The organism is Lutibacter sp. (genome assembly GCF_013139515.1).
Taxonomy (GTDB): domain Bacteria; phylum Bacteroidota; class Bacteroidia; order Flavobacteriales; family Flavobacteriaceae; genus Lutibacter.
Window position 1 is genome coordinate 1 of sequence record NZ_WTAR01000013.1, and the last position, 14,915, is coordinate 14,915.

Consider the following 14,915-nt stretch of genomic DNA (forward strand, 5'->3'; position numbering starts at 1 on the left):
GAATAGCACTAAAAACAGCTTCTGTTCCTGAGTTTACAAAACGAACTTTATCCATTCCAGGAAAAGCATTACAAACCATTTCAGCTAAAATAATTTCACCTTTTGTTGAAGCTCCAAAAGTGTACCCTTTTTTTAAGTATTTTTTTATAGTACTTTCAACAACGCTGTTTCTATGGCCTAAAATCATTGGGCCATAAGACAACACCATGTCTACATATTCATTCCCATCAACATCAATAATTTTACTTCCTTTGGCTCTATCAATAAACAAAGGAACACCTCCAACAGATTTAAAAGCTCTAACAGGCGAATTTACTGCGCCAACTAAATGTTTTTTCCCTTTTGTGTATAATTCTATTGATTTTTCTAATTTCATAATCTTCTATTTTTTCAATAATACTTTTGCTACTTCTTTAGCAAAATACGTGATAATTATATCAGCCCCAGCTCTTTTCATAGATAGTAAACTTTCCATCATTACGCGTTCACCATCAATCCATCCTTTTTCAGCAGCAGCTTTAACCATTGCATATTCACCGCTTACATTATAACAAGCAATTGGTCTGTCAAAATCATTTTTTAAATCTCTAATGATGTCTAAATATGATAATGCTGGTTTCACCATTAAAATATCTGCCCCTTCTTGATCATCAAAAGTAGCTTCACGCATTCCTTCATCTCTATTTGAAGGGTCCATTTGATACGTTCTTCTATCTCCAAATGTTGGTGCAGAATCTGCTGCATCTCTAAAAGGCCCATAAAAAGCAGAAGAATATTTTACTGCATACGACATAATTGGAAGGTTTGAAAAACCTGTATTATCTAGTGCTTGCCTAATTGTTTCAATCATTCCATCCATCATTCCAGATGGCGCAACCATATCTACACCTGCTTTTGCATGAGAAATAACTTGCTTAGCTATATTTACAAGAGTAGCATCATTATCAACATCATTCTCGTGAATAATTCCACAATGACCGTGACTTGTATATTCACAGAAACAAACATCAGTAATTACATATAAACTTGGATAATTTTTTTTGATAAAACGAACTGCCTGTTGCATAATTCCATCATCATTCCACGTCTCTGAACCTACTTCATCTTTTTCTGTAGGAATTCCAAAAAGTAATACTGCAGGGATGTTCAACTCAACAACTTCATCTAATTCTTTTGAAATTTTATCTAATGACCATCTTTTTATACCCGGCATTGAAACTATTTCAGTTTCAATATTTTCACCTTCTTCAATAAATAACGGGTAAATTAAATCATCAATTGTTAGTTTGTTTTCTCTAACTAAACGGCGAATATTTTCTGTTTTACGCAAACGTCTTGTTCTATTCATAACTCTTTAATTTTATGATTCTTGATAATATTCATTTACAGACTTCAACACACTTTCTACAGTTGGAACTGCTGCTACAATCACGTTTTTAAAATATTTTTTTGCTTCTAACGCGGTTGTTTCACCAATACAAAATGCAGTACTATCACTTGTTTGATTGTCTTTTAAATAGCTTTCAATACCTGTTGGACTATAAAAAAGAACTCCATTAAAATTTGCTCCAATTTTTCTTGGAGTTAATTGCGTTTGGTAAGACACCACCTCGTTTACCTCTATATTATTTTCTGATAAAATAGTTGGAAGTTCACCTCTTCTTTTGTTCCCACAAAAATAAGTAACTTCTTTTTCTTTTATATTTTTCACTAAAAAATTAGCCAAGTTTACTGCTGAAGTTTCAACGTGTGTAACTTTTCCTATTTTCTTTTCAATCAACCGTTTTGTTCTTTTACCAACGCAATAAATATTGGTGAAATTTAATTCAACAGGTGAAAAATTATCTAATAAAGCATCTACTGTGTTTTGACTTGTAATTACTACGTTTTCAATCTTATTTTTTACAACTTTTACTTTTAAACGGTTGCTTCTAGTTGTAATAAAATCACTCATTGAAACACCAACCTTAGTTATTAAACTACTTTTTTGATCTAAAGAAAGGTTTTTTGTTGAATAAATATTTAATTCTTTATCAATAGTAATTACTTCACGCATTAACTTTTTCCCACCTCTTTCTAAAATATAGTTAGCAGCATATTCTCCTAAATCAGTTGCGTTATTTGCAGGTACTTCTTTATAAAATTCAATTTTATTTTTTCCATCAGGACTAAACAAAACACCTTTAAATTTTATTTCTTCATCCCAAATCATTGCCAAAGCACCAATTGGCGCAGTACAACCACCTTCTAAAACTCTTAAAAACTCGCGTTCAATTCCAACACAAGTTGCTGTATTTTCATCATTTAACTCTTTACAAATTTCAAGAAGTTCTTCATCTTTTTCCAAAGCAGCAATCATAACCGCTCCTTGTGCAGGTGCAGGAATCATCCAGTCTAATTTAATGTGCTTTTCTTTTTCTGGTAGTAATTTCAATCTTTTCAATCCGGCAGCAGCAAAAATTGCTCCATCCCAATCATTGTCTTCTAATTTTTGTAAACGTGTATTTACATTTCCTCTTAAACCTGTAATTGTATGATGCGGGTAACGATATAACCATTGTGCTTTTCTACGTAAACTTCCAGTTGCAATTATTGCAGAGTCATTTGCGAAGAAATTTTCATCATCTTTAATCACTAAAATATCGTTAAAATCACCTCTCTTTAAAATTGCAGCTTGCACAACACCGTTTGGTAATTTTGTAGGCACATCTTTAAATGAATGCACAGCAATATCAACTTTACCGTTTAATAATGCAATGTCTAAATTTTTTGTAAAAACACCTGTAATTCCTAATTCGTATAAAGGTTTATCTAAAACTACGTCTCCTATTGAATCTATTTTAACTATTTCAGTTTTGTAACCTAAGTGTTCCAATTGACCTGAAACTGTATTTGCTTGCCAAAGGGCTAATTCACTTGATCTAGTTCCTATTTTAATCGTTCTCATTCAAACTTAACTCTTTAATATTAAACATTTTGCTAATAACACCTATACTTTGATCAATGGCTGTGTCCTCATCTTTTAAGTGTTTCACAAATTGTGTGGTGATTTTTTGAATCATACGCGAAGTTACAAATTCAGCGTGTTCAACATTAAAATCTTTTATTTTTTTAGAATGAAAATCAATTTCATCATGTTGTATTGCTAGAAGCGATTTTTTTAAAGCATTCACAGCAGGTACAAATTTACGAAGAGAAATCCATTCATTAAACTCTTCTTTATACTTTTCAATTATTTTCTCAGCAGCCGGAATTTCACTTTCACGAACTTTAATTGTTTTATCGGTAATTTTAGAAAGTTCATCAACATTTACCAGTGTTACTTCTGAGAGTTCTTTTACTGATGCATCAACATTTTCTGGCATTGATAAATCTAAAATTAATAATTTTTGATTTTCTCTTAAATCTTCTTTTGTTACAGTAGGCGTACTTGCACCAGTTGCAACTATTAATATATCAGTATTCTGAATTTGATTTTTTAAATCTGAATAATTCCCAGCTTTAACTTCAGGATGTTGTTCAACAAAACCCAAGGCTGTTTCATGTGTTCTATTTATTAAAGTAATTTGCTTGTTTGAAGTGTAATTTAACACGTTTTTACAAGTGTTTTTACCAATTTCACCTAAACCATAAATTAGAATTTTATTTGAACAATGATCTTCAATATTCTCAACAATGTATTGAATTGCCGCATAGGCAACTGAAGTTGTACCTGAGCTTAATTTTGTATTGTTTTTAACATCTTTACTAGCCTGTAAAACCAAATTCATTAAACGCTCTAAATAAGCGTTAGTTGTTTTCATTTTTTTAGCCAGTTTAAAAGCCTCTTTCAATTGACCAACTATTTCATAATCACCTAAAATTTGACTATCTAAACCTGTGCCAATATTGAACAAATGCTTTACTGCATCTTTATTTTTATACACATTAGAAACCTCAATAAAATCTTCAACATTTCCGTTTGAATATTTTATTAATAAACTAATTAACTCAAAAGGATGCTTTGCAAAACCAGTAATCTCGGTTCTGTTACAAGTAGATAAAACAAAAATCCCATCAATCCCATTAGCTTTAGCAGCTTTTAATAATAATTTTTGATTTTCTTTAGTTACACTAAAAGCTCCACGGACTTTCACATCTGCTTTTTTATAACTTAATCCTACATTGTATAATTTTGTAGGTAAATTTTCTTGACTCATAAAAAAATGGTATTACCAATAAGTATCGACAAAAGTACTAATATATATTCTTACAAAATATCGACAAAAGTACTTTTATTGTCGACATAAGTTATCACTACTAATTTAGAATGTTTCTAAATTAGTAGATTTTAATAAAAACACTGACAAATGTCAGTAAAAATAGGTCTTTAAAAATATGACATTTGTCAGTTTCACTATAAAATTTATAATTTCTTTATATTAAATTTAATTGTTACTTTTGCATACATCTATAAGTTAATTGGCAAAAACAACGTATGAAATTCTCATTAGAAAGCTATAAAAACATCGATAAAAGTACCAGTCTTATTTTTACAGAAAGCAACACTTTTAAAGTATTTCATTTCAACAACTTAACTTCTAACTCTGAATTATTTAAGTGTCAATTAAAAAACAATTGCATTCAACTTTATTTTTGCAATCGCAACGAATGTAAAGTGGCTTTTAATTTTGAGCATTGTGCCATAAACTTAACTGCCGATAATTCTAGCATGGTCTATTTTAAAGATGAACAAATGAATGTTCTTTTTAATTTACCTCCAGATGCTGAATTAACAGTTGTACTAATTTCTATTGAATATTTTCATTCACTTTTTTCAATTGACGGTACTGTTTTATTTAACTACAACAGCCTAAAAGGAGAAAACCCTATTATTGAACCAAAAGAAATTAATTCCAACTTAAAATTAATTCTAAACCAGCTTACAACAAAGCAGACTAATGATACACTTAGACCTATTTTTATTAAAGGAAAAATTTATGAGTTATTAAGTTATTATTTTAGCAAACCAACAGAAAGCAATAATGAATCTTGTCCGTATATTGCTACTGAAGAAACTATTACCAAAATTAAACATGCCAAACAAATAATTCTTAAAGACATGAATAATCCACCTTCGCTACCAGATTTAGCAAAAGAAGTTGGACTAAATATTAAAAAATTAAAAACTGAATTTAAAGAATTTTACGGCGCACCTGTTTTTACATTTTTATTAAATTATAAAATGGAACTTGCAAAAAAACTTTTAATAGAAAATCAATTAAACGTAAACGAAATAACTGTTCATTTAGGTTATAGTGCATCAAGCCATTTTATTGCAGCATTTAAAAGAACATATGGAATTACGCCTAAACAATTCTCAAAATCATAATTAAATGAAAGGAACTTTACTTGTGAATTTGGGTTCACCAAACAGTACTTCAGTAAAAGATGTAAAAAATTATTTAGATGAATTTTTAATGGACAAAAGAGTTATTGACACTCCTTATCTTGTTCGGGCATTTGTTGTAAAAGGAATTATTTTAAATACAAGACCAAAAAAATCAGCAGAAGCTTATAAAAAAATATGGTGGAAAGAAGGCTCTCCTTTAATTGTGCTTTCTGAAAGATTACACAAAAAAGTACAAGAAAATTTAGATATTCCTGTTGAACTTTCAATGCGCTATGGAAATCCATCCATAGAAAGCGGCATTAAAAAATTAGCTAATAAAGGTGTTACCGAAATTTTGTTAATTCCGTTATATCCACAATTTGCAATGGCTACAACTGAAACCATCATTGTTTTAGCTGAAAAGATTATAAAAAAGAAATACCCACAAATTAAACTAACTACTGTTCCTGCATTTTATAATAATGAAGATTATATTCAAGTTTTAGGAGAAAGCATTCAAAAGCAACTTGAGATATTGAAACCTGACCATTTGTTATTTTCATATCACGGAGTTCCAGAAAGGCACATAAAAAAATCTGATATTACTAAATCTCATTGCAAAATAGATGGCAGTTGCTGCAACACACCTTCTAAAGCGCATGAGTTTTGCTACAGACATCAATGCTATGAAACAACAAAATTAGTAGCGAAACAATTAAACTTGAAAGAAGGAACCTACAGTACTTCATTTCAATCTAGATTAGGTCGAGACCCTTGGTTACAACCTTACACTGATTTAACTATAGATAATTTTGCTAAAGATGGTGTTAAAAATTTAGTAGTTGTTACACCCGCTTTTGTTTCAGACTGTTTAGAAACTTTAGAAGAAATTGGCATGGAAGCTAAACACTCTTTTATTGAGAATGGTGGAAAAAAATTCAATACAGTTCCTTGCCTAAATGATGACGATACTTGGGCAAAAACACTTTCAGGATGGATTAACAACTGGAGTAAAAAAACAAATTAATAATGGATTATTTATATATAAAATCGTTACACATTATTTTTATAACAACCTGGTTTTCAGGCTTATTTTATATTATTAGATTATTTATCTATTATAAAGAGGCTGAAGAAAAAACCGAAATAGAAAAAAATATTTTATTAAAACAATACAAATTAATGATTAAAAGGCTTTGGTATATTATTACTTGGCCTTCAGCAGTTTTAGCAACACTTTTTGCTATTTGGTTATTGGTTTTACAGCCTGGTTGGTTACAACAAAATTGGATGCTTATTAAACTAGGGTTTGTTGCAGCACTTTTCGCATATCATTGGTCTTGCCAAATTTTATACAATCAAGTTGAAAAAGGGTTTTTAAAATATTCTTCATTTGCTTTAAGAATTTGGAATGAAGTAGCAACTATCATATTATTTGCCTGTGTATTTTTAGTAATCCTTAAAACTTCACTTGGTTGGATTTTTGGTGTTGCTGGAATTGTAAGTGTGTCTGTACTATTAATGCTAGGTATTAAACTATATAAAAAAATAAGAGCTAAAAAAAGTTGGGATAAACCGTAAAAAATATTGCTGTCATTCCTGCGTAGCAGGAATCCAAAATAAAACAGTAAAATATTAACCACAACTAAATAATTAGATCTTAACTCTACAAAACTTTAAAAAGGCTAAGTTTTATATTACTTAGGGCGTTACTTTTTTAACAGCTTGGATTAGATTCCTGCCTTCGCAGGAATGACAAATTTATAATTGTATAAAAATATTCAAAAAAACAATAATTGGAACAATAACTATATTTATCGTTCCAACAAACTCTTTACTATTTTTTTGAATATTATTCAATGTTTTTCTAAAATACCTTCATTTAATCGTAATGTTTATTTAGTTTTATTACATAATTAAAACACTCTTTTTCAATGTGTTACTTGTTACATTATGATTAAAGTCATAATTCTTTCGAAAACGCTTTCGTAAATTTACTGCTTTACTAAAACAATTTTCAAACTAGAATTTTATGAAAAAACTTCTATTAGGTAATGAAGCATTAGCACAAGCTGCAATAGATGCAGGAATATCAGGTGTTTATGCCTACCCAGGAACTCCTTCAACAGAGATTACAGAATATATACAGAAATCAAAAACTGCAAAAACCTTAAATATTCATTCACAATGGTCAGTAAATGAAAAGACAGCTATGGAAGCTGCACTTGGTATGTCTTATGCAGGAAAAAGAGTACTAACAGTTATGAAACATGTAGGCTTAAATGTTGCTGCTGATGTATTTATGAATATGGCCGTTTCAGGAATTAACGGCGGTTTAGTTGTGGTGGTTGCTGATGATCCATCCATGCATTCTTCACAAAACGAACAAGATTCTCGTAATTATGGAAGATTTGCTATGATTCCTATTTTAGAGCCCTCAAACCAACAAGAAACCTATAATATTACAAGATATGCTTTTCATTTATCTGAGCAAATGGGCTTACCTGTTATGGTAAGAATGGTTACGCGCTTATCTCATTCTAGAGCCGGAATTGAGACAAGTAAAGGTGAATTACAAAACAATATTCATTTACCAAAAAACCCACATCAGTTTCAACTAATCCCAATGCATGCAAGAAACAGATATCAGCATTTAGTGGATATTCAAAGCGATACAAGAGAAAGTTCAGAAAATAGTTATTTCAATACATTTATTGATGGCCCAAATACTTCTATGGGAATTATTGCCTCAGGAATTGCATATAATTATCTAATGGAAAATTTTGATGATGGTGATTGTCCATTCCCAATATTAAAAATATCACAATACCCATTACCTAAAAAGCAAGTTAAAAAGCTATTTGATACGTGTAAAAAAATATTAGTTTTAGAAGATGGATCTCCTTTTATTGAAGAATTAGTTGCTGATTATTTTAGTGAAAATAAAAAAGTAATTGGACGTTTAACTGGGCATTTAAACCGAGTTGGAGAACTAAACCCTGATAATATTTCAGAAGCTTTAGGTTTTGAAGTAAAACACTTTACTGAAATGCCTAAAATTGTAACTGGTCGCCCACCCGAATTATGTGTTGGTTGTGCACACAGAGATTTATTTGAAGCTGTAAATCAACTAAGTAAAGAAAATAGCAATCAGCAAGTTTTTGGTGATATCGGATGTTACGCTTTGGGTGTTTTACCACCATATGAAAGTATAAATACACTAATTGATATGGGAGCTTCAATTACTATGGCAAAAGGTGCTTCTGATGCTGGAATTCATCCTTCAGTTGCTATTATTGGTGATTCAACTTTCACACATTCAGGTATGACAGGCTTGTTAGAAGCCGTTATTGAAAACTCACCAATTACAGTTATTATTTCAGACAATTCAGCAATTGCTATGACTGGCGCTCAAGACTCTTCAGCTTCTGGTAGATTGATAGACATTTGTAAAGGACTTGGTGTTGATGAAAATCATTTAAAATTAATCAATCCGTTGCATAAAAATTTAGACAAAAATATTGATTTGATTAGAAATGAAATTAACCACAAAGGCGTTTCAGTTGTAATTGCGCAACGTCCTTGTGTTCAATTACCAAAAGAAAAAAAGGACAAGCTTAAAAACCTTAAAAAAGTTTCATTAAATTAATTGTAAACAAATGAAAACAAATATCATATTAGCCGGTGTTGGCGGACAAGGAATTTTAACTATTGCAGCAGTTTTAGACACTGCGGCTTTAGCTTCCAACTTAAATATTAAACAATCTGAAGTTCACGGAATGAGTCAACGTGGTGGTGCTGTACAATCTCATGTTCGAATTTCAGATAAAGAAATACATTCAGATTTAATTCCGCAGGGAAAAGCAGATATGATAATTTCTGTTGAACCTATGGAATTATTACGTTATTTACCTTTTTTGAAAAAAGATGGTTTATTGGTAACAGATATAAATCCATTTGTAAATATTACTAATTATCCGGAGTTAGAAGCATTATATAATGAAATTAAAACACATCCAAACAGCTTGCTAATTGATGCAAAAACCATTGCTAAAAGCTTAGGGAATTCAAAAGCTACAAACATAGTTTTATTAGGTGCTGCAGCTGCACAACTTCCTTTAAGTGATGAAAGTTTGCAAGAAGCAATTAAAACACTTTTTGAACGCAAAGGCGAAAAAATTGTAAGAAAAAATTTAGAAGCTTATAATAAAGGAAAAGAAATTGCGCTAGAAATTGTTTCATAAAAAACGTATATTTATAAATGCTTCATAAAAATTTAATCAATCCCAAAAGTATTGCTATCGTAGGCGCTTCAAATAATATTCAAACACCTGGCGGGAGAGTTCTTAAAAATTTAATTGACCATAATTTTAAAGGTGAATTAGTTACTGTAAATCCAAAAGAAACAACAATTCAAGGAGTTAAATGTTATAAAAACATTACTGAAATTCCTAAAGTAGATTTAGCAATTATAGCAATTGCTTCAAAGTATATTTTAGAAACAATAAAAGTTTTAACACAGCAAAAAAACACCAAAGGATTTATTATTTTTTCAGCAGGTTTTAGTGAAAAAGATGAAGAAGGTGAAAAATTAGAACAACAAATAGTTAATGAAATAAGTGCTGTTGGCGGATCTTTATTAGGGCCTAATAATATTGGCTTAATAAATCAGAATTATGCAGGTGTTTTTACAACTCCAATTCCAAAATTAAATCCAAAAGGAGTTGATTTTATTTCAGGCTCTGGAGCTACAGCTGTTTTTATTATTGAAGCAGCAATGGCTACTGGACTCACATTTTCGAGTGTTTATTCTGTTGGTAATTCAGCTCAAATTGGCATTGAAGAAATTTTAGAACATTTAGACACAACTTTTGATTCTAAAACAAGTTCAACCATAAAACTACTTTATATTGAAAGTATTAACAATCCTAAAAAAATATTAAAACACGCAACTTCTTTAATTAATAAAGGTTGCAAAATTGCAGCTATTAAAGCAGGAAGTTCAGATGAAGGAAGTAGAGCTGCAAGTTCACACACAGGCGCTTTAGCTAATTCAGATATTGCCGTAGATGCGTTGTTCAAAAAAGCCGGAATTATTAGATGTTTTGGAAGAAATGAGTTAATCACAGTAGCTTCAATTTTTACACGTCCTGAGTTAACTGGAAAAAATATTGCCATTATTACACACGCAGGCGGACCAGCAGTAATGTTAACAGATGCTCTTTCAAAAAATGGTTTAAATATACCTGAAATTACAGGTAAAGAAAGTGAAGAATTGTTAACCAACTTATACGTTGGCTCATCCGTTTCTAATCCTATTGATTTTTTAGCGACTGGAACTGCCGAACAATTAGAAATAATTATTGATTATTGCGAAAATAAATTTCCAACTATAAATGCTATGGTTGTAATTTTTGGAAGCCCTGGTTTATTTGAAGTGTTTGACGTTTATGATGTTCTTCATAAAAAAATGAAAACTTGCAAAAAACCAATTTTCCCTGTTCTACCTTCAGTTGTGAATGTGAAAAATGAGATTGATTATTTTATTTCAAAAGGAAATATCAATTTTCCTGATGAAGTTATTTTTGGAAATGCTTTAGGTAAAATTTACGCAACTCCAAAACCAAGTACTCCTAAAAATTCAGAATTTAAAGTTTATAAAAATACCATAAGGAATATTGTTGATAAAAGTAACGGTGGTTATTTACATCCGCAACAAGTAAAAGAACTATTGACTGCTGCAGGAATTCCAATAGTGCAAGAAGCAATTTGTAAAACTAAAAAAACTTGTTTGCTTGGAGTTCAAAAAATAGGTTTTCCTGTGGTAATGAAAGTTGTTGGTCCAGTTCATAAAAGTGATGTTGGAGGGATTATTTTAAATATTTCTTCAGAAGAAAAACTAAACGAATCCTATGATAAAATAATACAAATTGATGGAGCAACTGCTGTTTTAATTCAGCCTATGAAAAAAGGGATTGAATTATTTATTGGCGCAAAAAAAGAAGACAATTTTGGGCATTTAGTGTTATGCGGTTTAGGTGGAATTTACATTGAAGTTTTAAAAGATATTAGTGCTGCTTTGGCTCCAATTTCAAAAAGTGAAGCTAGTGAAATGATTCAAAATTTAAAATCATATAAAATTTTGCAAGGCGCTAGAAATCAAGAAGGTATTAATGAAAGTTTATTCGCTGAAATAATTTCAAAAGTGGCTAATTTAGTTGAAATAGCTCCTGAAATAAGTGAATTAGATTTGAATCCTCTTCTAGGAAATTCAAAAGAGGTTATTGCCGTTGATGCAAGAATTAGAATTGAAAAAAATTAATTGTTTTCAAAAAAATCAACTTTCCCCATATTGGAAGCATTAATGCTTCCAATTAAAAAATTAGTGTTTTTTGGTTGAATTTTAAAAATAACATTTTCATCTTTAAGCTCTTGAAAATGTGTAATTATTTTTTTGTTAGAAATAATTGCATTGTCAAAAATAAGTGTATCAATAGCTTTTTTTCTAATTAAGGTTTTAATTTGCTCAAAATCATCAATTAAATTTTTATCTATATTTAATATATTAAAGCTATCCTTTAAACCGTTTTTAGGTTGTGAAAATTTAAAATATTTTAATAAAAACCACAATTCAATTCCAAAGCTCATTATAAAATCATAAATACGATTTAGCTTAAAATGCTTTTTATAAAATATTTTCATAGCCTCGTGAAAATATTTTAAATTTTTAATGTCTTTTTTTGTGCTTTCACCCTTATAATGAACTACTTGCGAGTTTGCGTAATAATAATTCTGATATCCTTTATTTAAAATTTTATAACTTAAATCAATATCTTCACCGTACATAAAATATGCTTCATCAAAACCATTTACTTCGTTATAAACTGATCTTTTCACCAACATAAAAGCACCAACTAAAATATCAACAACTCCTGTTTCATTTTCATTTAAATGAGTTGCATAATATTTCCCAGTTCGTTTACTTGAAATTCCAAAAAGTTTATTAAACGAAACTTGTGGTGTTGGTATTCCCCGTTTACTTTCTGGCAAAAACTTCCCTGAGCCATCAATTAATTTAACACCTAAAACACCTAAATTTTGTTTGCTTTTTGCATATGCTAAAATTTGAGTAAATGTATCTTCTGCAACAACAGTATCAGGATTTAAAATTAAAATATATTCCCCCTTAGCAATTTTAACTCCTTGGTTATTTGCTTTTGAAAAACCAACATTTTCTTTATTTTGAATAAGAATTACTTCAGGATATTTTTCTAAAATTAATTGACAACTAGTATCTGTAGAATTATTATCAATCACAATAATTTCAGTCTGTAAATTTTTAGAAGCAGCTTGCACACTTAATATACACTGCTCTAAAAAATACTGAACATTATAATTTACAATTATTACAGATAAATCCATCAATTAAAATGACTTTTCAAAGGGAATTCTATTTACAATACTTCTTCCTAAAGTTATCTCGTCAGCGTATTCAAGTTCATCTCCTACCGCTATACCACGAGCAATAGTTGAAGTTTTCACATTAAACCCTTCAATTTGCTTAAATATATAAAAGTTTGTAGTATCTCCTTCAATAGTTGAACTTAACGCAAAAATTATTTCGTTTATACTTCCACTTTTTATCTTTTCAACCAGACTTTGAATTGTTAAATTATGAGGCCCAACACCCTCAATAGGTGAAATTTTCCCACCCAAAACGTGATACAAGCCTTTAAACTGAGCTGTATTTTCAATGGCCATTACATCCCTTACATCTTCAACAACACAAATAATTTTTGAATTTCTTAATGGATTAGCACAAATCTGACATACTTCAACATCAGAAATATTATGGCATTTTTTACACAATTTTATTTCATCAACTAAATTAGTCAATGAATTTGATAATTGATGCGTTTGTGAAGTTGGTTGTTTTAACAAATGCAACACCAATCTAAGCGCTGTTCTTTTACCAATTCCTGGCAACTGAGAAACCTCATTTACGGCATTTTCTAAAAGTTTTGAAGAAAAATTCATGCAGCAAATGTACAATTAGGAAATGATATTCTCAATAATTTTAGTTTCTTTGTTAAAATATCAATTTATGCAGCCAATACATATCATTTTATTAATAATAGGATATTTTAGTGTTCTTATTTTAATTTCATTTTTAACAGGAAAAAACGAAAGTAACGACACTTTTTTTAAAGCTAATAAACAATCACCTTGGTATGTTGTTGCTTTTGGAATGATTGGCGCATCACTATCTGGCGTTACGTTTATCTCAGTTCCTGGTTGGATTGAAGGTAGTCAGTTTGCATACATGCAAATGGTATTGGGTTACATTATTGGTTATGCAATTATTGGGTTGGTTTTGTTACCGTTGTATTACCGCTTAAACCTTACTTCAATTTACACGTATTTAAAAGATAGATTTGGGAATTATAGTTATAAAACTGGCGCTTCTTTCTTTTTACTTTCAAGAATTATTGGTTCATCATTTAGATTGTTTTTAGTAGCAAATGTATTGCAGTTAATTTTATTTGATAGTTATGGAATTCCTTTTTGGGTTACGGTTGTAATTACAATTCTACTCATTTGGTTGTATACTTTTAGAGGAGGAATTAAAACCATAGTTTGGACAGATACTTTACAAACATTATTTATGTTAATTGCTGTTGGAGTGTGTATTTATACAATTTCTGATGCATTAAAAATCGATAATTTATTCAGCTATATTTCTGAAAATAAACTTTCAAAAACATTCTTTTTTGAAGATATTAAGGCTGGTAATTACTTTTGGAAACAATTTTTTACTGGTGCTTTTATTGCTGTTGTTATGACTGGCCTTGACCAAGATATGATGCAGAAAAACCTAACCTGCAAAACTTTAAAAGATGCTCAGAAAAACATGTTTTGGTTTACCATTGTTTTAGTAATTGTAAACTTTTTCTTCCTTTCATTAGGTGTTCTTTTAACCGATTATGCAACTGCAAACCAAATTAACGCACATAAAGATGAACTATTCCCAACCATTGCAATGTTGGGTGATTTAGGTTTAGGAGTTTCGCTTTTCTTTTTATTAGGTCTTATAGCCGCAGCATATTCAAGCGCTGATAGTGCTTTAACATCACTTACTACTTCTTTTAGTATTGACATTTTAGAAATTGACCAAAATAAATCGGTAAAAAAACAAGTACAAATAAGAAAGCAAGTACATATTCTTTTTTCATTTATTTTAGTTGCTACCATTTTAATTTTCAAATATTTTATTACTGATGAAAGTGTTATCTCAAAAATATTTCAGTTTGCAGGTTACACTTATGGCCCATTATTAGGATTGTATGCTTTCGGGTTATTTACTAAACTTAATGTTAAGGATAAAGCTGTACCATTTATTGCTATACTTGCACCAATAGTAACAATTGCTGTTAGTTTTTATTCAAAAAAATGGTTTAATTTTGATTTTGGCTTCTTTATATTAATTATAAACGGCCTTTTAACCTTCTTAGGCTTGTTATTATTCAGTAAGAAAAATTAAATT

The 14,915-nt window shown here is 29.9% G+C and carries 13 protein-coding genes; 7 read left to right on the forward strand and 6 right to left on the reverse strand.

All coding sequences use genetic code 11. The annotated features are described in order from the left end of the window. From GQ540_RS01200 to hemA, 4 genes are all read right to left on the reverse strand, one after another. On the reverse strand, positions 1 to 376 hold a 376-nt coding region (locus GQ540_RS01200), incomplete at its 3' end, for an aminotransferase class III-fold pyridoxal phosphate-dependent enzyme (RefSeq protein ID WP_291796119.1). Positions 377 to 382: 6 nt separating this feature from the next. Beyond that, positions 383 to 1,348 carry a porphobilinogen synthase gene (hemB, locus tag GQ540_RS01205; protein WP_291796122.1) on the reverse strand — a complete coding sequence of 322 codons (966 nt, stop codon included), beginning with the start codon at positions 1,346 to 1,348 and terminating at the stop codon, positions 383 to 385. A gap of 12 nt (positions 1,349 to 1,360) precedes the next feature. Beyond that, on the reverse strand, positions 1,361 to 2,947 hold the full coding sequence (gene hemC / locus GQ540_RS01210) for a hydroxymethylbilane synthase (protein WP_291796125.1): 1,587 nt from the start codon (positions 2,945 to 2,947) through the stop codon (positions 1,361 to 1,363). Further along, positions 2,934 to 4,199, reverse strand: a complete 1,266-nt coding sequence (gene hemA / locus GQ540_RS01215) for a glutamyl-tRNA reductase (protein ID WP_291796128.1) — start codon at positions 4,197 to 4,199, stop codon at positions 2,934 to 2,936. Before hemA ends, hemC begins: the two co-directional genes overlap by 14 nt. A 458-nt stretch (positions 4,200 to 4,657) precedes the next feature. On the opposite strand from hemA, the gene GQ540_RS01220 reads away from it, so the two are divergent. From GQ540_RS01220 to GQ540_RS01245, 6 genes are all read left to right on the forward strand, one after another. After that, a complete protein-coding gene (locus tag GQ540_RS01220) occupies positions 4,658 to 5,371 on the forward strand; it encodes a helix-turn-helix transcriptional regulator (protein ID WP_291796130.1) in 714 nt (237 codons plus the stop codon). A gap of 4 nt (positions 5,372 to 5,375) precedes the next feature. Then, complete coding sequence (hemH, locus tag GQ540_RS01225) at positions 5,376 to 6,398, forward strand: ferrochelatase (RefSeq protein WP_291796133.1); 1,023 nt, start codon at positions 5,376 to 5,378, stop codon at positions 6,396 to 6,398. Between the two features lie 2 nt (positions 6,399 to 6,400). Further along, positions 6,401 to 6,952 carry a CopD family protein gene (locus GQ540_RS01230; protein ID WP_291796136.1) on the forward strand — a complete coding sequence of 184 codons (552 nt, stop codon included), beginning with the start codon at positions 6,401 to 6,403 and terminating at the stop codon, positions 6,950 to 6,952. Between the two features lie 451 nt (positions 6,953 to 7,403). Continuing rightward, complete coding sequence (locus tag GQ540_RS01235; protein WP_291796139.1) at positions 7,404 to 9,020, forward strand: thiamine pyrophosphate-dependent enzyme; 1,617 nt, start codon at positions 7,404 to 7,406, stop codon at positions 9,018 to 9,020. 10 nt (positions 9,021 to 9,030) lie between these two features. Beyond that, positions 9,031 to 9,615 (forward strand): indolepyruvate oxidoreductase subunit beta, encoded by a 585-nt coding sequence (locus GQ540_RS01240; protein WP_291796141.1) that lies wholly within the window; start codon positions 9,031 to 9,033, stop codon positions 9,613 to 9,615. Positions 9,616 to 9,632: 17 nt separating this feature from the next. After that, positions 9,633 to 11,693 (forward strand): acetate--CoA ligase family protein, encoded by a 2,061-nt coding sequence (locus GQ540_RS01245; RefSeq protein ID WP_291796144.1) that lies wholly within the window; start codon positions 9,633 to 9,635, stop codon positions 11,691 to 11,693. On the opposite strand, the gene GQ540_RS01250 is transcribed toward GQ540_RS01245, so the two are convergent. Continuing rightward, a complete protein-coding gene (locus GQ540_RS01250) occupies positions 11,690 to 12,793 on the reverse strand; it encodes a glycosyltransferase family 2 protein (RefSeq protein ID WP_291796147.1) in 1,104 nt (367 codons plus the stop codon). The two genes, GQ540_RS01245 and GQ540_RS01250, sit on opposite strands and share 4 nt — an antisense overlap. A 3-nt stretch (positions 12,794 to 12,796) precedes the next feature. Beyond that, complete coding sequence (gene recR, locus GQ540_RS01255) at positions 12,797 to 13,408, reverse strand: recombination mediator RecR (protein WP_291796150.1); 612 nt, start codon at positions 13,406 to 13,408, stop codon at positions 12,797 to 12,799. Positions 13,409 to 13,475: 67 nt separating this feature from the next. On the opposite strand from recR, the gene GQ540_RS01260 reads away from it, so the two are divergent. Beyond that, a complete protein-coding gene (locus GQ540_RS01260; protein ID WP_291796153.1) occupies positions 13,476 to 14,912 on the forward strand; it encodes a sodium:solute symporter in 1,437 nt (478 codons plus the stop codon). Positions 14,913 to 14,915 lie beyond the last annotated feature (3 nt).